At 65.9% G+C, this 20,765-nt stretch carries 24 protein-coding genes; 11 read left to right on the top strand and 13 right to left on the bottom strand.

Annotated features, from left to right (window positions below; all coding sequences use genetic code 11):
* Window positions 1–4: 4 nt before the first annotated feature.
* Window positions 5–952, bottom strand: coding sequence for a cyclopropane mycolic acid synthase family methyltransferase (locus ACZ50N_RS21465; RefSeq protein ID WP_046365987.1), 948 nt, complete (start codon window positions 950–952; stop codon window positions 5–7).
* Window positions 953–1,138: 186 nt separating this feature from the next.
* Between ACZ50N_RS21465 and ACZ50N_RS21460 the strand changes: the two genes are divergently transcribed.
* Window positions 1,139–1,864 carry a 3-keto-5-aminohexanoate cleavage protein gene (locus ACZ50N_RS21460; RefSeq protein WP_464473733.1) on the top strand — a complete coding sequence of 242 codons (726 nt, stop codon included), beginning with the start codon at window positions 1,139–1,141 and terminating at the stop codon, window positions 1,862–1,864.
* Here the strand turns inward: ACZ50N_RS21460 and ACZ50N_RS21455 are convergent.
* On the bottom strand, window positions 1,854–2,300 hold the full coding sequence (locus tag ACZ50N_RS21455; protein ID WP_464473732.1) for a cupin domain-containing protein: 447 nt from the start codon (window positions 2,298–2,300) through the stop codon (window positions 1,854–1,856). The two genes, ACZ50N_RS21460 and ACZ50N_RS21455, sit on opposite strands and share 11 nt — an antisense overlap.
* Window positions 2,301–2,325: 25 nt before the next feature.
* Here ACZ50N_RS21455 and ACZ50N_RS21450 point away from each other — a divergent pair, with 25 nt between their 5' ends.
* Complete coding sequence (locus tag ACZ50N_RS21450; RefSeq protein ID WP_046365984.1) at window positions 2,326–2,769, top strand: hypothetical protein; 444 nt, start codon at window positions 2,326–2,328, stop codon at window positions 2,767–2,769.
* Window positions 2,766–3,362, top strand: coding sequence for a GNAT family N-acetyltransferase (locus ACZ50N_RS21445; protein WP_464473731.1), 597 nt, complete (start codon window positions 2,766–2,768; stop codon window positions 3,360–3,362). Before ACZ50N_RS21450 ends, ACZ50N_RS21445 begins: the two co-directional genes overlap by 4 nt.
* Before the next feature lie 2 nt (window positions 3,363–3,364).
* Here ACZ50N_RS21445 and ACZ50N_RS21440 read toward each other — a convergent pair whose 3' ends face one another.
* Window positions 3,365–4,099: a hypothetical protein gene (locus tag ACZ50N_RS21440; protein ID WP_464473730.1), complete on the bottom strand. Its 735-nt coding sequence runs from the start codon at window positions 4,097–4,099 to the stop codon at window positions 3,365–3,367.
* Window positions 4,100–4,229: 130 nt separating this feature from the next.
* On the opposite strand from ACZ50N_RS21440, the gene ACZ50N_RS21435 reads away from it, so the two are divergent.
* Window positions 4,230–4,922 (top strand): response regulator transcription factor, encoded by a 693-nt coding sequence (locus ACZ50N_RS21435; protein ID WP_046366869.1) that lies wholly within the window; start codon window positions 4,230–4,232, stop codon window positions 4,920–4,922.
* Window positions 4,919–6,352, top strand: coding sequence for an ATP-binding protein (locus ACZ50N_RS21430; protein WP_464473729.1), 1,434 nt, complete (start codon window positions 4,919–4,921; stop codon window positions 6,350–6,352). Before ACZ50N_RS21435 ends, ACZ50N_RS21430 begins: the two co-directional genes overlap by 4 nt.
* A 66-nt stretch (window positions 6,353–6,418) precedes the next feature.
* On the opposite strand, the gene ACZ50N_RS21425 is transcribed toward ACZ50N_RS21430, so the two are convergent.
* The 5 genes from ACZ50N_RS21425 to ACZ50N_RS21405 form a co-directional block, all read right to left on the bottom strand.
* A complete protein-coding gene (locus tag ACZ50N_RS21425; protein WP_046364387.1) occupies window positions 6,419–6,868 on the bottom strand; it encodes an Hsp20/alpha crystallin family protein in 450 nt (149 codons plus the stop codon).
* 85 nt (window positions 6,869–6,953) lie between these two features.
* Entirely contained in the window at window positions 6,954–7,265 is a 312-nt protein-coding gene (locus ACZ50N_RS21420; RefSeq protein ID WP_464473728.1) for an isochorismatase family protein, read from the bottom strand.
* Window positions 7,262–8,113: a winged helix-turn-helix transcriptional regulator gene (locus ACZ50N_RS21415; protein WP_464475690.1), complete on the bottom strand. Its 852-nt coding sequence runs from the start codon at window positions 8,111–8,113 to the stop codon at window positions 7,262–7,264. Before ACZ50N_RS21415 ends, ACZ50N_RS21420 begins: the two co-directional genes overlap by 4 nt.
* A gap of 26 nt (window positions 8,114–8,139) precedes the next feature.
* The gene (locus tag ACZ50N_RS21410; protein WP_464473727.1) at window positions 8,140–9,663 is read right to left on the bottom strand and encodes a carotenoid oxygenase family protein; all 1,524 of its coding nucleotides are present in this window, start codon (window positions 9,661–9,663) and stop codon (window positions 8,140–8,142) included.
* Entirely contained in the window at window positions 9,660–10,877 is a 1,218-nt protein-coding gene (locus ACZ50N_RS21405; protein WP_464473726.1) for an acetyl-CoA acetyltransferase, read from the bottom strand. Before ACZ50N_RS21405 ends, ACZ50N_RS21410 begins: the two co-directional genes overlap by 4 nt.
* Before the next feature lie 195 nt (window positions 10,878–11,072).
* On the opposite strand from ACZ50N_RS21405, the gene ACZ50N_RS21400 reads away from it, so the two are divergent.
* The 6 genes from ACZ50N_RS21400 (at window position 11,073) to ACZ50N_RS21375 (ending at window position 16,476) form a co-directional block, all read left to right on the top strand.
* A complete protein-coding gene (locus tag ACZ50N_RS21400) occupies window positions 11,073–11,759 on the top strand; it encodes a GAF and ANTAR domain-containing protein (protein ID WP_048423973.1) in 687 nt (228 codons plus the stop codon).
* 344 nt (window positions 11,760–12,103) lie between these two features.
* A complete protein-coding gene (locus ACZ50N_RS21395; protein WP_464473725.1) occupies window positions 12,104–12,466 on the top strand; it encodes a hypothetical protein in 363 nt (120 codons plus the stop codon).
* Complete coding sequence (locus tag ACZ50N_RS21390) at window positions 12,463–12,780, top strand: hypothetical protein (RefSeq protein WP_464473724.1); 318 nt, start codon at window positions 12,463–12,465, stop codon at window positions 12,778–12,780. Before ACZ50N_RS21395 ends, ACZ50N_RS21390 begins: the two co-directional genes overlap by 4 nt.
* The gene (locus ACZ50N_RS21385; protein WP_464473723.1) at window positions 12,777–13,019 is read left to right on the top strand and encodes a hypothetical protein; all 243 of its coding nucleotides are present in this window, start codon (window positions 12,777–12,779) and stop codon (window positions 13,017–13,019) included. Before ACZ50N_RS21390 ends, ACZ50N_RS21385 begins: the two co-directional genes overlap by 4 nt.
* A 116-nt stretch (window positions 13,020–13,135) precedes the next feature.
* Entirely contained in the window at window positions 13,136–15,124 is a 1,989-nt protein-coding gene (locus ACZ50N_RS21380) for a type I restriction-modification system subunit M (RefSeq protein WP_464473722.1), read from the top strand.
* A gap of 221 nt (window positions 15,125–15,345) precedes the next feature.
* Complete coding sequence (locus ACZ50N_RS21375; RefSeq protein ID WP_464473721.1) at window positions 15,346–16,476, top strand: restriction endonuclease subunit S domain-containing protein; 1,131 nt, start codon at window positions 15,346–15,348, stop codon at window positions 16,474–16,476.
* A 65-nt stretch (window positions 16,477–16,541) separates the two neighbouring features.
* Here ACZ50N_RS21375 and ACZ50N_RS21370 read toward each other — a convergent pair whose 3' ends face one another.
* The 5 genes from ACZ50N_RS21370 to ACZ50N_RS21350 all read right to left on the bottom strand — a co-directional run bounded on the left by ACZ50N_RS21370 (window position 16,542) and on the right by ACZ50N_RS21350 (window position 20,733).
* Entirely contained in the window at window positions 16,542–17,171 is a 630-nt protein-coding gene (locus ACZ50N_RS21370) for a neutral zinc metallopeptidase (protein ID WP_464473720.1), read from the bottom strand.
* A 140-nt stretch (window positions 17,172–17,311) separates the two neighbouring features.
* Entirely contained in the window at window positions 17,312–17,677 is a 366-nt protein-coding gene (locus ACZ50N_RS21365; protein ID WP_464473719.1) for a hypothetical protein, read from the bottom strand.
* A complete protein-coding gene (locus ACZ50N_RS21360) occupies window positions 17,677–18,882 on the bottom strand; it encodes a hypothetical protein (protein ID WP_464473718.1) in 1,206 nt (401 codons plus the stop codon). Before ACZ50N_RS21360 ends, ACZ50N_RS21365 begins: the two co-directional genes overlap by 1 nt.
* Window positions 18,882–19,166, bottom strand: a complete 285-nt coding sequence (locus ACZ50N_RS21355; protein WP_464473717.1) for a hypothetical protein — start codon at window positions 19,164–19,166, stop codon at window positions 18,882–18,884. The genes ACZ50N_RS21360 and ACZ50N_RS21355 overlap by 1 nt, the downstream gene beginning before the upstream one ends.
* Window positions 19,167–19,542: 376 nt before the next feature.
* A complete protein-coding gene (locus ACZ50N_RS21350) occupies window positions 19,543–20,733 on the bottom strand; it encodes an MFS transporter (protein WP_014805440.1) in 1,191 nt (396 codons plus the stop codon).
* Between the last annotated feature and the right edge of the window lie 32 nt (window positions 20,734–20,765).

The raw sequence follows: 20,765 nt of genomic DNA, 5'->3' as shown, positions 1-20,765 counted from the left end.
ATTACTACACAGACGTCAATGCCTGCTTTTCACAGGTGAATTGCGCGACGTCGGTGTAGCCGTCCCGGAACAGGTCGGCGCAGCCCTGCAAATACTTGAGGAACCGCTCGTAGATCTCCTCAGAGGTGATCTCGATGGCCTCGTCCTTCTTGTTCTCCAGGTTCGACGCCCACGTGTCGAGGGTCTTCACGTAGTGCGGCTGCAGGTGCTGCTCGCGGGTGATCGTGAAGCCGGCCTTGACCGCGTGGTCACGCACCATCGACGCCAGCGGCAAGCGGCCACCGGGATAGATGTAATCCATGATGAACTTGATGAACCGCACCTTGGACATGGTCAAGGGCAGTCCCTTGGCCTTGATCTCCTCATCCTCGGGGATGATGATCGTGTGCAGCATCATGACGCCGTCGTCGGGCATCCAGCTGTACGTCTTCTTGAAGTAGTCGTCGTATTTGTTGAAGCCGAAGTGCTCGAACGCGCCGATTGACACGATCCGGTCGACCTGGCCCTCGAACTCCTCCCAGGGCTGCAGGCGCACCTCCATGCTGCGCTCGCTGGTGGAGTTGGCAAACCAGTGGTTCTCGATGTGTTCCTTCTGGTTCTCCGACAGCGTTAGGCCGATGACGTTGACGTCGTACTTCTCCACCGCCCGCATGATCGTCGCGCCCCAGCCGCAGCCGATGTCGAGCAGCGTCATTCCGGGCTTGAGGCCGAGCTTGCCCAGCGACAGGTCGATCTTCGCCATCTGGGCCTGCTCGAGGGTGTAGTCGTCCTTCTCGAAGTAGGCGCAGCTGTAGACCTGGTTGGGGTCCTGCCAGAGCCGAAAGAACTCATTGGAGATGTCGTAGTGGAACTGCACCTCTTGTTTGTCCGAGCCGCGGGTCTCCGACGCAGACTTCGACAGCCACTTCGACTGGGCTGTGCCCTGCGGCTGATCTGTTTCGGTGTTCGACATTCGCCCATCCTCATCTGAGTTCTTGATTCACCTGCGGCGTGCGGCGCGGGTACGCTGCTGACCCGCGCGGCCGCCAGAAACTGGCTTCGCCGACCATACCTTTCCCCACCGCCCATCGACAGGCGGCGTGCGGAGAGCGCGGATCAGAAAACTGTCACATGGTCGCGGAAGCGTCAAGATGGTGGCGTGGACGAACAGGCGTTCTATCTGAAGGCGTGCATCAACGGAGTCCGTACCCCGGAGGAGCACTCCGCGTTGCCGGTGAGCCCGGATCAGTTGGCGGCCGAAGCGGTGGCGGCTCACGGCGCGGGCGCGCGGGCGGTGCATCTCCACCCCAAGGACGACCGCGGCGTGGACTCGCTGCTGGCCGAGGACGTGACGGCAGCAGTGGCTGCCGTCCGGGAGGCGCTCCCCGGTTTGCCGTTGGGGGTGACGACGGGTTTCTGGGCGTTACCGGATGCCGAGCAGCGTCGAACGGCGATCGAAAAGTGGTCGGTGCTACCCGATTTCGCGTCGGTCAACTGGCACGAGCCGGGGTCTGAGGAGCTGGCCGAGCTGCTGCTGTCCCGTGGTATCGGCGTGGAGGCGGGGATCTTCCACGCCGAGGCGGCCCGGGCGTGGGCGGCCTCGGATCTGGCCGCGCACTGTCTGCGGGTGATGGTCGAGCTGGGCGCCGACGGCGACGTCGCGACGGCGGACGGGGTGCTGGAGGTGGTTGCCGAGGCGCAGTCGCCGGCCCCCGTCCTGCTGCATGGACTGGACGAGAGTTGCTGGCCGCTGCTGCAGCATGCCGGGGCACGTGGTCTGCAGACCCGGATCGGTTTGGAGGACACGCTGCGGCTGCCTGATGGTTCGCTCGCCGACGGCAACGCCTCGCTGGTCGCGGCCGCGGTCGAGCTGCTCAGTCGGTAGGTGCCCCGAGTGCGAAGTCGGCGAAGTCGAATCCGGGGACGACGACGCAGCTGACCAGGCAGGGTTCCTCGCCCTGCGGGCGGGCGCGCTGCCAGTGTCCGGGCGGGACGACGAACTGAGGCTGCTCACCGCCGAGGATGTCGGTGCCGAGCACATGGGTCGTGGCGCCGTCCTGGCTGGCGCCGACGTCGAGCAGCAGGGGACCGCCGAAGTGGTAGAGCCACAATTCCGCGCTGCGCACGGTGTGCCACGCCGACTGCTGACCGGGCATGAGGAGGAACAGGATCGCGGTGCCGGCGTTGCGGCTGCCCGTGTAGTCCGGTGGCAGTGCCGACTCCGGCACCGTGAGCTCACTGCGCCACGTCTCGGTGAACCAGCCGCCCTCAGGGTGCGGAGAAAGGTTCAGCCGACGCGCCCATTCGGGGAGATCGCTCATCGGCTCACCCTAGTAGTCTTTGCCCATGTCTCGCGCCCGTCCCGGCTGGCTGGTGGCAGTGTGCGCGCTGGTGGTGGCGGTGAGCGCCTGGCTGCCGTGGCTGCGTTCATCGGCAGGGAACGGGGGACGCGCCAACGGCATCGGTGGTGTCGCCGGCGCGATGCCGGTGCCGCCCCCCGGATTCGGCGTCGGACAGCTGATCGTGTTGTTGTCGGCGACGTTGGTGGTGGCAGGCGCCATGGCGGCGCGCGGTGTCTCGGTGCGCATGGCTTCTACTGCGGCGCTTGGGATTTCGGTGATCTTGGTGGTGCTCGCACTCTGGTTCTACCGGTTGTATGTGTACCCGCCGGTGACGGCTGCCTACGGCCTCTACATCGCCGGCGGGGTGGCCGCCGCAGCGGTGGTGCTCTCGATCTGGACGATGGTCTCGGGTTGGCGCTCGGCCGGAATCGCCGGTGCCCGAAGGTGAGCGGGTTCGTCGAACCGGTCCTGCTGACAGGCCAGAGCGGGGTCTCGCTGGAACCCCTGCGAGAAGACCATGTCCCGGAGATCGAGGCCCTGTCAGCCGATGGCGAGCTCGGTGGGCTGTGGTTCACCGCGGCGCCGAAAGCTGGGGCTGCCGCGCAGTGGGTCGCGGGCCGGCTGGCCGCGCAGACCCCGCACACCGGGCTCACTTTCGTGGTGCGGGACCGCTCGGGCGCGATCGTCGGCTCGTCGAGCTACATGAACGTCGATCCACCGAACCGGCGCCTGGAGATCGGCCACACCTGGTACGTCGCCTCGGCCCGGCGCACCGGGGTCAACACCGAGACCAAGTTGTTGATGCTCGGCCATGCGTTCGATGAACTAGGTTGTCTCGCAGTCGAATTGCGTACGCACCACCTCAATCGCGACAGCCGTGCCGCGATCGAGAGGCTGGGCGCCAAGCTCGACGGCATCCTTCGCAGCCACCAGGTGTTGCCCGACGGGTCGCGGCGCGACACGGTCGTGTACTCGATACTCGATATCGAATGGCCGGCCGTGCGGTCCAACCTGCGATACCGGTTGGACCGCAACGGCTGACGTCACGCCTGTGGTGTGGCACCTCGTTCGGCGGGCAGCGGCGGTGTGCTCGGAGCGGGCGCCTGGCCGGCGGGAGCAGGCGCCTGGCCGGCGGGCCCGCCGGACGGCGGAGGCGGTGGCGGTGCCTGACCGGCTGGCCCACCCGGCCCACCGGGCCCGCCCGGTCCGGCAGGCCCGCCGGGACCGTCGGGACCACCCGGAGGCGGCGGCGGAGCGTCTCGCCCTGGACCACCAGGCCCGCCCGGCCCGCCCGGACCACCCGGGCCTCCGGGTCCTCGGTCGTGACCTCCCGGTCCGCCAGGCCCTCCAGGTCCACCCGGACCGCGCTCAGGCCCCCCCGGTCCACCCGGGCCAGCGGGGCCGCCCGGGCCAGCGGGTCCACCCGGACCACCCGGGCCTCCCGGTCCATCCGGGCCCCAGAAGCCCGGACCGGGCGGCGCGGGTTGAGCGACCGACGCGGTGCCGACCGACAGCGACATCATCGGATGCGCGTCGGCCAGTGTGCCGCCGAGAAATCCGATGACCAGACCGGCGGCGGCAGCGCCGACGGCGGCGCCGACCGGGTGGCGCCGTGCGGGTTCGCGAACCGTCGCCCAGCGGCTCTTCTTCTCGACCACAGGGGCCGGAGGTGCATAGTGCGGTTCGGGGATGCGGTCGGTTTCGGGGGTGTCGTCAAAGTGCTCGTCTGCCCGATCCTCGTGCGGGCGGTCGTCGTCTGAGCGAGTGTCGTTGGCCATGGGACCTCTTTCGTCGGGATAACTCGGACTGATCGCGACGCTAGGGCGTGGTGATGAAGCCAACCTGAAGAGCGGCGGCCGCAGCGGATTCTTCAGACGGGCTTCAGAGAGCACCGGCCAGAATGGACACATGGGCGCCCCCGCAGACACCGATCGTGCCGCAGCCCGCGTGCTCGTCGTCGAAGACTCGTCAGCCATCCGCGAGATGGTGGTCGACGCCCTTGCGTCTGCCGGTTATGCCGCCGACGGCCGCGTCGACGGCGAGGGCCTGGAAGAGGCGCTCGACGGCTACCGGCCTGATCTGGTCATCGTCGACATCATGCTGCCGGGGCGAGATGGGTTCGCACTGGCCGACGTCGTCCGCCAGTGGGGCGACGTCGGCCTGATCATGCTGACCGCACGCGACGGTCTCACCGACCGGTTGCGCGGCCTCGACGGCGGCGCCGACGACTACGTGGTGAAACCTTTCGAGGTGCCCGAACTCGTGTCCCGGGTCGGGGCCGTGCTGCGCAGGCGAGGGCGCCTGCCTGCGACCGTGCAGACCGGTGACCTCGTCGTCGATCGCGGTGCCGGCATCGCGTCGCGCGCCGGCGTGCCCCTCGATCTGACAGCCACCGAATTCCGGCTGCTTGACTTCCTTCTCGACCAGCGCGGCCGCATCGTCAGCGCCCACCAGATCCTCAACGCGGTCTGGGGCTACGCCTCCTACGACGACAACCTCGTGCACGTCCACATCAGCAGCCTGCGGCGCAAGATGGAGGCCCACGGCCCACGGATCCTGCACACCGTCCGCGGCATCGGCTACCGATTGCAGGCGCGATGACCGCGACACCGTCGCTGCAGCGCCGCGTCGTGATCGCCGTCCTGGTGTTCCTCGCGGTCCTGCTCGTCGTGCTCGGCGTGGTCATCGACGTGTTGATCGGCGAGCAGGCCCGGCGCGACCTCAACAGCCGCCTGCAGGCGGGCGTCACCCGCGTCGATGCGCTGGCTCGCGCCGGTGTGCCGCCGTCGCAGTGGGCCGTCGAGGTCGACGGCGGCGGCATCCGGGCGGCCGTGTTCACCGCCGACGGCGAGCGGTACGGCGATCCCGTCATCGATCCCGATACCGCGGTCGGCGAGGACCTCCCGCCACCGCCCCCACCCGGGCCGCCCGGACGTGATCGCGGACCCGGGCCGCCCGACGGTCGCCGGCCGCCTCCTCCGCCGGACGCGACCGCGACGGTCATCGACCACCGGTTGCCCGACGGCAGCCGGCTCGTCCTCGTCGCCGACACGACGGCGACGTCGGCGCTGCTGCGGCAGTTGCGCATCCTGATGGTGGTCGCGGGAATCGCGGTGCTGCTGGTCACCGCGTTCGGCGTGACGCTGATCGCCCGCGCCACGATGCTGCCGCTGACCCGCCTGACGCAGGTCGCCGAGTCTATTGCTGCCGGCGACCGCGCCAGGCGGGTGCGACCGGACCGTCCCGATACTGAATTGGGCCGCGCTGCAGCCGCTTTCGACACCATGGTGGATGCGCTGCAGTATTCCGAGAATCGTGCCCACCAGTCGGCGCAGGCCGCCGCACAGGCAGAAGGCGCCACCCGTCGGTTCCTGGCCGATGCCGCGCACGAACTCCGCACACCGATCGCCGGAATCCACGCTGCCGCAGACCAACTCCTGTCATCAGCCATCCAGCATGACGATCCCGAGTCCGCTCGCCAGCGGCACCGGGCCGAGTTGGTGCTCAGTGAGGCGCGCCGGGCGGGAAGGCTGGTCGCCGACATGCTCGACCTCAGCCGCATCGACGCCGGGTCACCGCTGGATCTGCAGACGTGCGACCTGGTGGCCCTGGCCGACGCCGAGCGGGACCGCAGCGCCGTGCTCGCGCCGGGCCTGCAGATCCGACGCAGCGGTGATGCGATGCTGCCGGTCGTCGCCGACCCTCTGCGCATTGCCCAGATCCTCGCGAACGTCGTCGACAACGCCCGCCGGCACACCCCGGCGGGCGGGGTCATCGACATCGACGTCCGCGCGGACGGTGCGCGTGCCGTGCTCACCGTCACCGACACCGGGCCCGGTGTTCCCGACGGACAGCGGGAACGGATCTTCGAGCGACTGGTCCGTCTCGACGAGGCCCGCGATCGTGACCGCGGCGGCGCCGGGCTGGGCCTGCCGATCGCCCGGGCTCTTGCGCGGGCGCACGGCGGAAACCTGGTCAACGTGGCGCACCGGCACGGGGCGCGATTCGTCCTGACGCTGCCGCGGCGTTGACGTAGTCACGCGACTGTGCGGTCCAACCGGACGAATCCGGTTGGACCGCAGTGACTTCAGTCGGTGTTAGTCGGCGTCGACGGTGGTGGGGGAGATGGACGTCTGCGCGCCGGCGTGCTGGATCTCCACCTTGCGCGGCTTGGCCTTCTCGGCGACCGGGATGGTCACCGTCAACACCCCGTTCTCGTAGGTCGCCGAGATCGCGCTGGTGTCGATCCCGTCGCCGAGGGAGAGTTGCCGGCGATAGCCGCCGAAGAAACGCTCGTTGGCCAGCCACTGCGCCGACTCGTCGGAGCGGGCGGTGCGGTGGGCAGAGATGGTCAGCGTGCCGTTGTCGACGTTCACGTCGACCGAACCCGGATCGACGCCAGGCAGATCGGCGGTCAGCACGTAGTGGTCATCGATCTTGCACAGGTCCATCGGCATGAAGCGTGGGACACGGTTTGATCCGGTCTGGCTGGTCAGCAAGCCCCGGGTCAGAGAGTCAAGGTCACTGAACGGATCAAAGCGAAGCACAGTAATTCACCTCCTATGTCGTCCAGAGCCCGCCACCCTGGCGGGCGACCAAATCACTGTGCACCAGCGAGATTTGCACTCGACATCAGGGAGTGCCAAGAGTTTTCGGGTCCTCGATGTCAGCTGTCGGAGAACGAGATCGCATCGGTGGGGGGGACGGCGGCCACGCGTCCGGGGCGGCCTGATAGGACCAATACAGATTCGTGTGGTCGATGACTGCCGACACAGGGGGAGCGCCCCACGACGTCTTGTCGCCCGCGGTGTGGGCGTCGGCGACGAGGGTGACGTCGTAGCCGTTCACGAACGCGCCGTGCAACGTACTGCGCACGCACGCATCGGTTTCCGCCCCGGTCACGACGAGCAACGCGGTCGTCGTCCGGTTCGCGAGCGTCGTCATGACGTCGATATCTGCGCCCCGCGCAGCGGTTCGAGACAGTGATCGCAGGTGAGCCTCGGATCGAACCGGTGCCCGCACGCCACGTGGGTGACGCGGACGGCCGGCCCGTCGGGATCGGGGTACCAGCGCTGCGCCCATTCCAGCGCACAGACGACGACGGGCAGCAGCGCTCGCCCCTTGTCGGTCAGCACGTACCGGCCGGCGACCGTGTGCAGAATTCCTTCGGCGGTGAAGATGGCCAACCGTCCGGAGATCGTTGCCGTCGGCGCCCCGAGTTCGTTCTGGAAGTCCGTGAACCTGCCTATCCCGACGAACGCGGCCACCAGAACGGCGAAGCCCCAGCGGTCACCGATGACCGTCATCGTCTGCGGGAACAGCACACCGGCGCGCCGCTCGGCGGACCGGCGACGGGTCGTGGCCGACGGGACGGAGCGCTCCCAGCCCCCGCTCGGGCCCCATTGCGCCAGAAGCTCTTTCTCGGAGACGACGGGGGTCTCGCACGACCGGCAGGTCAGCCTCGGCGCGAAGAGCCCGCCACAGGAGCTGTGGCGCATCGCCGGCAGCGGGCGCAGATGTTCGGGCACCCAGCTGCGCTCCCACTCCCAGATCGACGTGAGCATCGGCCACAGCGAGCGGCTCTTCGAGGTTGCGGTGTAGTCGACCCGGCTCGGATGCTGTTGGTAATCACGGCGGGTCAACAATTCTTCGGTGACCAGGGTGCGCAGTCGCCCCGACAACACGGCGTGGGAGACGGGAAGAGCATCGACGAAGTGGCCGTAGCGCGAGGCTCCGAGCAGGGTCTGCTGGACGATGAGCAGACTCCATTCGTCGCCGAGGACACCCAGCATCCGTGCGACGGAGTTCGGGGCGTCGGTCACAACCCGATCGCAGCGGCGGCCGACTCGCTGTCGCGCCAGCGGGGCAACTCCGACCCGGCTGCCCACGTGGAGTGGGTGCCACTCGAGATCCGTTCGGGCAGTGCGAGTGTGCACACCGGCCCGTCGGCCACCCGGGCTGCGTCGAACACCAGACAGTGCGAGGCGTCGGTGTTCATGTCGGTGGTCAGTGTGATGAGATACCCGTCGTCTTCTGCGGTACCGCCGGGGCGGGGCGCCATCGCGGTCTCGCTGCCGTAGACGCCGTCGTCGAACGCGAACCGTTCCTCGCGGCCGGTGTGCAGATCGTGCTTGAGCAGTCCATCGAACAGGAACCAGGACGGTTTGCCCGTCGCCGCGTAGGTGTAGCGGTGGGCACGGCCCGCATAGTCAGGGTTGATCATGCCGAATTCGCTGATGCTGTCGGTCAATTGCTCTTCGCGGACCTCGCCCGTCACGAGATTGAACCGCCAGCGGTGCAGCCGGGCCTGCATCCGGTCGAGGGCGAGGAACCGGAAGGCGCGCTGCCATTTGTTGCCCATCCCGTTGTCCGCGGGTTCGGGGTCACCCTGGAAGAACCCGTCGAGCACGATCTCGTCGCCGTCCTCGTAGGCGTTGGGGAAGTGCAGCACGTAGGTGGGGTCTGCCTCGAACCAGCGGATCTGGGAGGCGTCTCCGCGACGCGGGATCACCGCGAAGCGCGACGGGGTGTCCCGGTGGAAGCGCGGTAGGTGGATGTTGTGCTCGAGCAGCGCGGCATCCCAGAACAGCGGGAAATCGTTGAGTATCACGTAGTTCTCGGTGAACGCCATGTCGTGGGGCAGGCGTGGGCCGGGGAGTTCGACGTCGACGGTGTGCACCACGTCGCCGGTATCGCTGACCGCGCCGTAGCGCAGGTACGGCGCCTGCTTGCTGTAGCTGAAGTACAGCAGTTCACCGCCGTCCACCTTGGGGTGCGCGGACACTCCCCAGTCGTGGGGGAAGCCGCCGTTCCAGCTCTCCTTGCCCAGCGCATCGCCGGTACACGGATCGATGCGATACAGGTCCCCGCATTGGTAGTGGCTGGTCAGCGCCACCCCGCGATGCACGATCACGTCGGTCGACGACGCATCCTTCATCAATGTCCGTGCGCCCCAGCCGTGATCGCGGCGAGACAGTTCGATTGGCTCGGCGATGCCCGGCCACAGCGGTCCGCCCGCCTCGTTCTCCGCGAGGAATCCGTCGGTACGAACGAACCGATTGCGGTAGAACGTTTTTCCGTCCCGGAACCCGACGATGTGCAGCATGCCGTCGCCGTCGAAAGGGTGGTAGTTCTTCAGCGCGGGGTGAAGGGGGTTCTCGGTGTTGCGTAGGTACACGCCATCCAGATCGTCGGGCACGGTGCCTGCGACGACCTCGAGGTCGTCGCTGTCCCATTCGGTCGTTTGTGGCCGCCACGGGCCGGTGCGATAGGGGTGGTCGTCGTCTGGCGGCAGGGTGGACAGGAAGGTGGTGACCACCTCGGGATGGGTGCGCAGGCTCATGAATGTCTCCCGACGACGAAGCTGACGGTGGTGGCGGTGCTGCCACCGAAGTTGAGGGTGCCGAAGGTGGTTGCGCCGTCGACCTGATAGCCGCCTGCGGTTCCGCTCACCTGGCGGGCGGCGTCGAGCAGCATCCGTACCCCGGACGCGCCGACGGGATGCCCGCCGCCGATGAGCCCCCCGCTGGGGTTGATGGGGCATCGGCCGCCGGGGGCGATGTCGCCGCTCTCGATGGCCTGCCACGACTGTCCCGGCTCGGTCAGCCCGATGTGGTCGATGGCCATGTACTCGCTGGGGGTGAAGCAGTCGTGCACCTCGAACCCGTCGATGCCGTCGAGGGTGACCTGCGCGCGCTGGAAGGCATCCTGCACGGCTGACCGAACGTGGGGTAGCACGTAGGGCGAGTCCGCAGAGCGTCGCAGCTTCTGCTCCAGCCCCAGGCCCACGGTGCGATGGCCCCAGCCGTCGATGCGGGCCAGCGGCCGGGCCGACGGATGAGCGCGTAGCCAGCCGTCGGTGACCAGCACGATGCCGGCGCCCCCGTCGGTGAGCTGGCTGCAGTCGAAGCGACGCAGCCTGCCCTCGACGGGCGGGTTGCTCACGTCGTCGGCGGTGAGCGGCTCCGGAAAAGCCCACGACCGGGTCTGCGCGTTCGGATTCGTCCGCGCGTTGGCGAGGTTGCGTGCGGCGATGGCGCGCAGATGCGCGTCGTCGATGCCGTAGCGACAGTCGTAAGCGGCTGCGACGGTGTCGAACATGTGCGGCCACATGTATTTCGCGTCTGCCCCTTCGTGGCCTGTCCACGCCGCGGTGCCCAGGATGGCTGTCGCGGTGTCGCCGGGCACCGTCTTCTCCAGCTCGACGCCGATCACCAAGGCGCTGTCGTAGGCCCCGGACCGGAGGTCGGCGATGGCGGCGAGCGTGGCGACACTGCCGGACGCGCAGGCGGCTTCGTGGCGGGTTGCGGGGGTGTCCCACAGGCCGTCGCAGACGGTCGCCGGCATCGCGCCGAGGTGACCTTGGCGGGCGAACAGTTCGCCGAACGCGTTGGCCACGTGCACGACGCCGATCGCCGCGGCGTCGGTGTGCGCGGCGGTCAGGGTTGCCTCGACGACCTCCGCCGTGAGTGCTGCGAAGTCCACGCCCTCCCGGTCGAGGTTGCGCGCGAAGTCGCTCTGATAGCCGCCCAGAATCCAGACGCCGACTGTGTTCACCGGCGTGACGCTACTACTTCAATTAGCAGAGTGACAGGGGTCAGGCGGTCTCGCCGGCTGTTGGCTGAACCGACGAGACCTGACAGGCGCTTCGGTCGACCGAGGCTCCTGTCTGCGGCCCTGCATTGCCCGCGCGCCAGCGAAGCAAACCCTGCTCGGTGTACCGTTCCCTTCGATGAAGGGGTTCACGAGGTCATGACCGGTTCGACCAACCGCGATCTGGCACAGCGGATGGCCGAGCTCGCTCGGGCGGTCGCCTCGCCACGCAGCGTTGACGACGTGCTGTCCGATGTCACCAGAGAGGTGCTGGAACTGATTCCCGGCACCGACGCGGCCGGCATCCTGTTCGTCGGCAAGGCAGGGCGCTTCGAGTCCGTCGCCGGCACCTCCGAGCTGCCGAACGAGCTGGACCGACTGCAGATGAAGTTCAACGAGGGCCCCTGTCTGGAGGCCGCTCTCGAGGAGACCATCGTGCGCTGCGACGACTTCGCCGCCGATCCGCGCTGGCCGCGCTACTCGGCGGCCGCCGCCGACTTGGGGGTGCGTAGCGGTCTGTCGTTCAAGCTGTACACCAGCTCGCAAACGGCGGGTGCGCTGAATTTGTTCGCTGTGAAGCCGAACGCGTTCAGTGCCGCTGACGAGAATATCGGTGCGGTCTTGGCGGCCCACGCGGCCGCCGCGATCCTGGCCAGCCGCCATCACGAGCAGTTGCAGTCGGCGCTGTCCACGCGGGATCGCATCGGTCAGGCCAAGGGCATCATCATGGAGCGCTACAACGTCGACGATGTGGCGGCGTTCGACATGCTGCGGCGCCTGTCGCAGGACAGCAACACGAAGCTGACCGACATCGCCGCGCGGGTGATCGACACCCGGGGCACGTGAGCCATTCGAGGCCAGCCGCGGCGAACGTACGGAATATCACGTCGGTGCTCGCAGAACGCATCAGAAACCGAACATTCGGCGTGCAATACACAAAGTGCCCCCGGCAGGATTCGAACCTGCGACACCGGCTTTACGGTGCGCTTATGCACAGGGTAATTCAGACCTACATGCTCTACCTATTTGTGCTGGTACTGGCGTTTTGATGCGTGGACGCAACACCTACGCCGCTCTGTCTTCGCGTATTTGCGCCCCATTGAAGACCTCCTAGTGGGGGAGGAGGCTGTTTATGGCACGTCCCCCGTTACGCGTTCCTCGGTGTCTGCCGCTGGAGCGACGATGGGCACATGAGCAAGAAACCCGCCGATCCCCTGGCTGCCGTCAAAGAGCGCCGCGCCGAGGGCGCATCCATCTGGGTGCCCGATGGGTGGGTGAGCCTGATGCTGGAGCTGCACGCGGCGCTGGTGAAGGTGTCCCCGAACTTCGAGTACGCACAGATCAAACAGAAATGGGCGGAGTTGAGGGTGTACGTGAGCGGCGCGAGTCCTGAAGCCCGCGACCTCATCGCCGCTGCCGAGCGCCGCTCACGCACCATCTGCGAGGTGTGCGGCGCACCGGGGACGGCTTGTGTGTCGAAGGGTGGGTGGTACAGGGCACTGTGCCCTGAGCACGCCGCCAAGGTGGGGTATCAGGTGGTGGAGCCGTCATGACCTACGACCTCACACCCTTCATCACCGACCTGGACAGAGGCTGGCTACAGGCGCGCGTCACCTGGACACCGCACGGTGGCGGGGACACCGTGACCGCCGAGAGCGACTACGCGGACGCGCGGAGCGGAACTGCACACCTGGGCTGCGGTATCGAGCAGTGCCTGGATGATTTGGGACTGCCACAATTCAACGACGAGACCAAGTATTTGGCTGTCTGCGACCTCATCAACCGCCAACTCCGACACCACCCTTGGGCACTGCTCCACTGCCCCGAAGGGGTAGCACGGCTGGAGCTGATCCCGCCGCCATCGTGACCCGTGACCTGGACTCGCTGGACTCGCTGCTGGCGACAATTGACCAACTGGAAGCGGACGACGAGGACACCTTCTCCTGGGCGGACGCTGCACGCTGGTGCCCCGCCGCGCTGGACTGGGCTGATCCCTTCGAGGACAGTCTGCCTGAGTTCATGGACGACGGCGCGGTGATCATCGTTGATCCCGCGCGCCCGTGGGTGGTGACGGCGTACACGCCGCCGTGGTGGGCGCGGGAGTAGGCGGGTGTGGGGTGTCCCGCAGTAAGTCATTTCCCCGCGACTCTGTGTCGCCGCTCAGAAGCAGCAGGCATGTCGATAAGGTGCCAGCAACACCGAATGAACGAAGGAATTCCGACGTGACTGACGACGCTCCCAGTGTCACCCCAGCGGGCTCAGTGCCCGAAGGCAAGGTGGCGGACTTCCTGACGGGCAACTTCGTCAACGACACACCTGAGGAGTACGTCCGACAGAACATCGAGAAAGCGCTCGTCGGGCAGTACAAGTTCGCACCGAAAGATTGCCAGCCCGAGTTTGCCATCAAAGTTGGTTCCAGCCGCAAGCGGGTGGACATCGTGGTGTTCGGAGCCGGACAACCGCACACTCAGCCGAACTGCCACGTCCTGGTTGAGACTAAGCGCTCCGACGTGAAGCCGACCCACCGCACTGAAGGCATCGGGCAGCTTCAGTCGTACATGGCAGCGTGCCTTAACGCCAAGTATGGAATCTGGACGAACGGTGATGACAAGTTCTGCTACGCGAAGCGTCCGAACGGTAAGGGTGGCTGGGATTTTGATGAGATAATCGACGTCCCTGGATACGGTCAGTCCGAGGAAGACGTTCAGCGCCCAAAGCGAAAAGACCTCAAAGTTGCCACTGCGGACAACCTCCTGTTTGCATTTCGGCGCTGCCATAACTACATCGCGGCGCACGAGGGTAAGCAGAAGACAGAGGCGTTCTGGGAACTTCTCAAACTGATCTTCACCAAGATCGAAGATGAACGGTCGCAGAACCTCAGCTTTTACGTCACTCCCGCCGAACGCGCGAACACTGCATCAGCATCGGCTGCCAAGCGCCGTATCCAGAAGCTATTCGAGGACAAGGTTGTTAAAAAGTATCCGACCATCTTCGATGATCGTGACCGCACCATTGACCTGAAGTCTGCTGTCATTGCCTATGTAGTTAGCCAACTCCAGAACTACTCGCTGCTCTACACGCCTGTGGATGTCAAAGGCGTTGCGTACGAGGAGATTGTCGGGTCAAACCTTCGTGGTGACCGTGGTGAATTCTTCACTCCCCGCAATGCCTGCCGCATGGCGGTCACTATGCTCAATCCCAAGCCAGACCAGCGCATTCTCGACCCCTCCTGTGGCACCGGCGGATTTCTCATCACCGGCATGAATCACGCACTTGAACACATCGAGTCCGAGGAGCGGGCTCAGTGGATAGACCCATCGAACGGAACCGATGCCGAACGCGCAGAACTGCACCACCGTCGCACGGAGTATCTGTCCAAGAACGTTTTCGGGATAGACCTCAACCCCGCTCTGGTGCGCGCCGCGAAGATGAACATGGTGATGAACAACGACGGTTCAGGTCAGCTCTGGCAAGCGAATACCCTTGAGAATCCGTACAAGTGGGACAGAGGCGTGCGGGAAAGCATTCCGTTGGGGAGCATCGACCTCATCGTTTCCAATCCTCCGTTCGGCGCGAATATTCCGATTGACGACGAGGACACACTCATCCAGTATGACCTCGCCGCCATGTGGGACCAGGACGACGAAGGCAACTGGGCGATGAGGCTCGACGCAAGTGGAAACCCCGTCCTGCAGCGTTCGCAACCTCCAGAGATTCTGTTCATTGAACGCGCAATTCAACTGCTGAAACCAGGCACGGGACGTATGGCGATGGTCATCCCCAACGGTATCTTGAATAATCCAGGGCTCGCCTACGTCAGGCACTGGCTGCTCACCCATGTGCAGGTTCTCGCCGTTGTGGATATGCACCGCGACCTATTCCAGCCGAAGAACGACACCCAGACCTCGATGGTGTTGATGCGCCGCCTGGACGGCAGTGAAGTGGCAAAGGCTGAAGAGACTGGGCTCGACTATCCGTTGTTCATGGCTGTTGCTGAGAAGATTGGTCACGACAAGCGAGGGAATGTCATCTATCGCCGCACCGAGGATGGCAAGGACGTGCTGGTGACGCGTAAAGAGACCGTCACTGACATTGACCAGGACACCGGAAAGGAAATCCTGCGGGAGGTCACCGTCACCGACCGTCAGATTGACGACGAACTCGCCGAAGTCGCACAGGTTTACCGTGAATGGCTTAAGGATCAGAAGTGATAATCGCGCCTGCACGTGCGCTCACGGTATCCGAGTCAACGCGTCTGGACGCGAGGTACCACACCGCGCCCGCTGTTCGTATTCGAGCTGCCCTGGCACACACGAAGAAGCTGCCCCTGCGCGAAATTGGCGATTACGGAACTGTTTACGCTCCGAGCAGGTTCAAGCGGGCTTACGCAGTCCCAGGCGAGAAGTACATCTCCTACCTACGCCCGTACGACGTGTTCGAGTACCTTCCTCCCGAAGCCGACCGTTTGTCTGTCTCGCGCACCACGAACCTTGCCAATTACAGAGTCAAGGCGGGCGAGCTACTGCAAACCTGCTCTGGGCGGAACCTCGGACCACTCACCATCGCTGACGACTACCTGGCGCGATTCGCACTTTCGCATGACATGGTTCGCATACGCATCCCCGATGAGACGGAACGTTATTACACACTCGCCGTTCTTCAATCAGCCGTTGGTCAACACCTGTTACGCGGCGACCTGAATGGCTCCGTCATAGACCACATCTCGGATACGCACGTCGCGTCGCTGCGGCTACCTTTCATCGACGCCATCACCGCAGAAACCGCCAAGCTCATGCGAAGCGCCGCGAAGACGCGCGGCAAGTCTCGGATCGCATTGCACGATGCCGTTGACGCACTCAACAGCGCCCTCGCTGTTTCCCAGGACAAGGCGCTCCGAGAGGGCTGGACGGTTAAAGCTGCGACGCTGGGCACCCGCCTCGACGCCGCGTTCCATTCGACCCACGTCGATGCGGTCAAGGACAAGTTGCTCGACATGGGCGGTGTGACGCTGGGCTCCGTTGCGCAGGTCACGAAACCTGGTGGACGGTACAAGACCTACTACGTGGCACCGGGGCACGGAACGCCATTGCTGTCGGGGACGCAGATTCTGCAAGCCGACCCTATCGGGGCGAAGCACATCTCATCGCGGAGTATCACCGAAGGGACGGGATACGAACTGCGGCAAAGCGTCGTGTGTTTTCAAGCGGACGGTCGCGCTGAGGAGAGCCTTGGATACCCCGCTCTGGTGACCAAGGAACGGGACGGTTGGCTCGCCAGCGGACATGTCGGGCGAGCTAAGCCCAAGGACGAAGCGGATGCGGGCTGGATATGGGCGGCGATGGCTAGCGATGCAGTGCGGCAACAAATCTCCGCGCTCGCATGTGGGTCTGTGGTAGATGCCTTATACCCCGAAGACCTGAAATCTGTTGTCCTCCCGCCACGAGAGTTAGTGGACTCGAAGGCAGTTATCCAGGCGTGGGCTGGATTCTCCGTCGCTGCGGTCAAAGCTGCGCAAGCTCGACAACTCGTGGAAACGGCGCTGAGTAAGCTCGGTGTTTCGTGATGAAGGCACGCCTGATTAAATGATTTTTCGACGGCTCTCCCGTCGCGTTGGTCACGGCAGGGTTCTCACCCCTGATACGCCAGGCACATGCTCAGCTTGTCGTCCACCTTGGCGAAGCCTTCGTTGAACGCTTTCTCTCGCGCGGGCTTCTGTCCAATCGGTGACGTGGGCAGCGCGCGGCGAACCAGGTCGTCCAGTGAGCCGTACAGTGACCCGCGCGCGGACATGTACACACCTGCCAGGCAGTCCGCCTGCACCTCCACAAAGCGGTTGCCGTGGAACTTGCCCAAGGTGTCCTGCACCGCGTGCCCGTATTCGTGAGCCAGGGTGAGTGCCATCGCCATGTCGCCGCCGCGTGCTTGCTTGTCCTCGAACGCGGCACGATCCCACTGCATCTCGTCCTCGTCGCCCATCTCGCAATACCCTGCAACGTCATACGGGTCACTGCCGCACAACGGAATCTCTCCGGTGCGGGAATCGAACTCGCCAACGGCGAACGTGACAGCGCCGCTGCCCAGCCCCATCGTCTGTTCCCAGAAAGTGTCGATGTCCTTGAGGATGTCGTGGACGCTGGCTGCCAGCGGGTCGGTCGGACGTGTGCCCGTTGGACGGGGCGCGGTGGTCATTGGACGTGGCGCGGTGGTAGAGGTCGTCGTGTGCGTTGCGGTGGTGTCGCTGATCGCGGTACCGCTCACGGTCGTTGTCCCACATGCGGACAGCACAAGAGCCGCCGCCACCAACCCCGTGGTGACAGCGGTCGTGACCTTGCGCCGCGTTCTCATACCAGATACAACGCTCGGTACAACGGTGTTGTGACCATCGGCTAGGGGATGTGTCATATCTCGTACCTGGGTGAAGGCAGGTCAGTGTCCACGGAGTTGAGGTGTGCTTCTGCTTCGGCGTTGTTCTCGTCCACAACCGTTGCGTTGTCCAGCACACCCGTTGCCACCGTGCGAAGAGAGGCGGCAATGGAACGTGCTTGCGCCGCCAAAGCACCAGCGCCAGTTTTCAGTTCACTCATCTTCGCCGCGTGAGCATCGGTCGGGCTGTACTTGCCCTGCCACGCGGTGCGCTCCGCCTCGGGGGTTTCGGTGACCGTCTCTGCCTCGGTGGCGATGGCTTCCCATTCACCTGCTGCAGTGTTGAGAGCACCGTGCAGCACGCGCTGCTCATCGGTCTGGTTGTAGATGTCGCCGCTCATCACGCCGCTCCCTTCTTGTCGGTGTCCTTGGTGTCCTCGTCCTCGTCATGGAAGAACCAGTTGTAATCTGGGTCGCCAGGCTGTGGCGCGGGCTCCTCGTGCCTGTAGATCGGCTTGTTCGATTGCCCCGTAACGGTTTCCCCCGAACCGAGGGTCTGCCCTGGTGGGCGTGCGCCCGCTCCAGCCAGACCACCGCCACCAACACCACCCTGCCCAGGGGCAGTTGCGCCTGGTGCCGCCGTTGTGGGAGGTGTGGTTGGTGGAGGTGTGCCAGTGCCAGGTGGCGTACTGGCCGGGGACGATGGCGCGGCTGTGCTCGGCACACCTGTCACGCCTGCGACACCTGTCACGGGTGTCGATGTGTCATCGTCCTTGCGCTGCGGGTTCTTCGGCGTGGAGGGCTTGCTGCCCGTGGCGCTGCTGAGCTGCGGTGAACGTCCGCCAGAGGCTCCGAACGCGGGGTTCGGGGCACCGTGAGTACCTTGAATCGGCTGTCCACCAGGGGTCGGCTGCGTGGGTTGGGACAGAGTTCCTGTGCCCGCGCCTGTCGTGGGTGCCATGGTGTCCGAAGACGTTTCGGTGCTGACAGCATCATCATTGAGCGGTGTCGGACGCGGTAGCCCGTCGCTCATCTGGACGCGCGGGCTGTCACCCGGTTCGCTCATGGTGACGGGGGCGCTGCCCTCACCACCCTCGGACATCGTGACGGGCTTGTCTTCGTTACCTTCGGTGGCGTCATCGGTGCCACCCTCACCCGCTAGCGTCCCCTCGCTGCCTTCCCCTTCACCCGCGAAACTGTCAGTGGGTACGCCGCATGTGCCAACGGGTGCGGTTGGGAAGCTGTTGCTTAGCGTTGCATTTTCGTGAGCCGTCACTGCCTGCTTGTGGTCTTCCACTGCGTCCTTTAGAGCGGCGTGGTCGCCGCTACGGAGCAACGCGTTCAGGTCGTCACGGGTCGGTGCCATTTCCAAACCACGGTCGATGGAATCCTGTTCGCGGCACGTCTTCGCCGCGTCGGTGGCGTACTGCCCCGCTGACTCGGCAGCGGCGGTGATGGTGGACTGCGCGGCGTTGAACCTGTCCGCTGCGCCGCCCGCCATTCCCGTACCGGGGAACTCGAAGTTGGTGATTTGCGCTGTGGCATCAGCGATGCGTTCGTGCAGTGCGTCCATGTCGGCGGCTGCGGTTGCGAATCCTGATCCCATCACTTCACCTCTTCCCACGCGGCGCTGTACTCATCCGCCACACCGTCCATCGGCTCCTCGGGCACCGAAACCTCCAGACGGGTAACGGGCGCGGGCGGCTCGGGGGAACAAATAGCCAGCGGGTACGGGAACGGACACGGGGCGGGCTCAGCCTGCACCACGGTGCGAGGTGTCACGTCCCCATCCTTCCCCGATCCGGTGGTGCTCTGATGCACCAAAATCCCCGTGCCCGCCAGGGCGGATAGGGCGGTGAAGGTGAGCGCTGCGAAGTGTGTCTTGGTCATCAGATACCTGCCTTCAGGGTGGCTCCGCTGCCCATCACCTGCGGGGTGGTGACCCGTTGTTCTGCGCGGGCAAGGATGGACTGAACTGCCGCCACGCTGGACGACATGGCGGCGGCGATGACTCGGTAGGTGACACCTGCATCGCGTAGACGGATAACGGTGGACGTTGTTATGTAAACAGTCAAGCTGTCGCAGAAGGAACGGTGTCGCAGGGCGGCGGCGCCTCGGTGGAACCTACCTCGGGATTCTCCAAGGGCGGGCCTGGTGTGAATGGCGATTTTCCAGCCGGCCCCTGGTGATCGCTGCGGAGTCGGAGCTCTGTTCGTCGGACTGATGCCAGTGGCCGAGCGTCGTCGCCGGCGCCGAAGTCCTCGCGTCAGCGCCTCTTCTCTTGGTGGTGGCGATGGTCGGTCAGACCGGCTCGGCCGATCAGAGCGGCAGCGACGAGCAGTGCAGCCCCTGCGGCGTAGACGGCGGTGATCCCTGCCGCATCAGCCAGCCACCCACCCAGCCCGAGGGAGGCCAGGCGGCCGAGTTGCCAGATCAGATCGAAGGCGGCGAAGACCCGGCCGCGTGCGGCGGGTGGGGTTTCGGCCTGCAGCAGCGAGTTGAAGGTGACTGCGCCGGCAGAGGTGCCCCCGCCGTAGCCGGCCAGGCTGCCCAACGCCACCACCGGGACGCGGACACTCGCAAGGACGGCATCTACGGCGGCGCGCAACAGATAGGGTCCGAAAATGAACGCGGGTTTGCGAGGATCGGTGATCAGCCGGGTCAGCAGTAACGGGCCTGCTGCGGCGCCCACGCCGATGCAGGCCAGCGCGATTCCGTATCCGGCGGGGCCCCTGCCCAGGCGCTCGCGGATCAACACAACCAGCAGGGCACTGGTCGCTCCGGCCGACAACGCCGCCAGGGCCTGACCAGCGGCCAAGGCTCGCAGCACCCGGTGCCCGGCCAGCACCCTGATGCCGTCTCGGGCCTGATGCCACCAGGCGGCACGGGCCGCATCGGCTGCCGGGCGCAGCAGGTGCAGGCGGGACAGCAGCAGCGCCGAGACGGCGAAGCTCGCTGCGTTCACCCAGAACGCCAGGCCATAGCCGACGGTCGCGACCACGGCACCCGCAGCCGGGGCGAGCACGATCTGGGAGAGCACCGCGGCGGTCCAGATCCCCGAGTTCCCGGCGATCAACTCCTCCTCGTTCACCAGCGCGGGCAGCGCGGCACTGGCGGCCGGATTGAACAACGCCGACGCTGCGGACATGGCGAACGCCACCGCGTAGATGCCCGGCACCGAGCCGGCGACCAGCGGTAGCCCCGCAGCCACCAGCACGCGCGCCAAGTCGGCAACCACCATGACCCGCACCGGCGAGAACCAGTCGACTGCCACCCCAGCGAACGGTGCCAGCAGCAGCACCGGGACGATCTCCGCGACGATCACCCCGGCCACACCGAGCCCGGAGCCGGTGCGGTCCCACACCAGCAGGCCCAACGCCACGGTGGCGAACGCGTCACCCCAGGCAGAAGCGGTGCGCGCCGCCCACAACCGGCGGTAACCAGGATGGGAGAACACCTGGCGCAGCCCGGTGCCCGCACGTCCTGGCT

It is taken from the genome of Mycolicibacterium obuense (assembly GCF_055397605.1).
The sequence above is the reverse complement of the archived record's forward strand: the minus strand, read 5'-3'. Positions and strand labels throughout refer to the sequence as shown.

Excerpts from the sequence above, each read along its gene's own strand:
- ACZ50N_RS21465 (WP_046365987.1), bottom strand. The coding sequence starts at position 952 with ATGTCGAACACCGAAACAGATCAGCCGCAGGGCACAGCCCAGTCGAAG.
- ACZ50N_RS21455 (WP_464473732.1), bottom strand. The coding sequence starts at position 2,300 with ATGAGCGATCTCCCCGAATGGGCGCGTCGGCTGAACCTTTCTCCGCAC.
- ACZ50N_RS21450 (WP_046365984.1), top strand. The coding sequence starts at position 2,326 with ATGTCTCGCGCCCGTCCCGGCTGGCTGGTGGCAGTGTGCGCGCTGGTG.
- ACZ50N_RS21440 (WP_464473730.1), bottom strand. The coding sequence starts at position 4,099 with ATGGCCAACGACACTCGCTCAGACGACGACCGCCCGCACGAGGATCGG.
- ACZ50N_RS21435 (WP_046366869.1), top strand. The coding sequence starts at position 4,230 with ATGGGCGCCCCCGCAGACACCGATCGTGCCGCAGCCCGCGTGCTCGTC.
- ACZ50N_RS21430 (WP_464473729.1), top strand. The coding sequence starts at position 4,919 with ATGACCGCGACACCGTCGCTGCAGCGCCGCGTCGTGATCGCCGTCCTG.
- ACZ50N_RS21420 (WP_464473728.1), bottom strand. The coding sequence starts at position 7,265 with ATGACGACGCTCGCGAACCGGACGACGACCGCGTTGCTCGTCGTGACC.
- ACZ50N_RS21415 (WP_464475690.1), bottom strand. The coding sequence starts at position 8,113 with ATGCTGGGTGTCCTCGGCGACGAATGGAGTCTGCTCATCGTCCAGCAG.
- ACZ50N_RS21410 (WP_464473727.1), bottom strand. The coding sequence starts at position 9,663 with ATGAGCCTGCGCACCCATCCCGAGGTGGTCACCACCTTCCTGTCCACC.
- ACZ50N_RS21400 (WP_048423973.1), top strand. The coding sequence starts at position 11,073 with ATGACCGGTTCGACCAACCGCGATCTGGCACAGCGGATGGCCGAGCTC.
- ACZ50N_RS21395 (WP_464473725.1), top strand. The coding sequence starts at position 12,104 with ATGAGCAAGAAACCCGCCGATCCCCTGGCTGCCGTCAAAGAGCGCCGC.
- ACZ50N_RS21390 (WP_464473724.1), top strand. The coding sequence starts at position 12,463 with ATGACCTACGACCTCACACCCTTCATCACCGACCTGGACAGAGGCTGG.
- ACZ50N_RS21365 (WP_464473719.1), bottom strand. The coding sequence starts at position 17,677 with ATGAGCGGCGACATCTACAACCAGACCGATGAGCAGCGCGTGCTGCAC.
- ACZ50N_RS21360 (WP_464473718.1), bottom strand. The coding sequence starts at position 18,882 with ATGGGATCAGGATTCGCAACCGCAGCCGCCGACATGGACGCACTGCAC.
- ACZ50N_RS21355 (WP_464473717.1), bottom strand. The coding sequence starts at position 19,166 with ATGACCAAGACACACTTCGCAGCGCTCACCTTCACCGCCCTATCCGCC.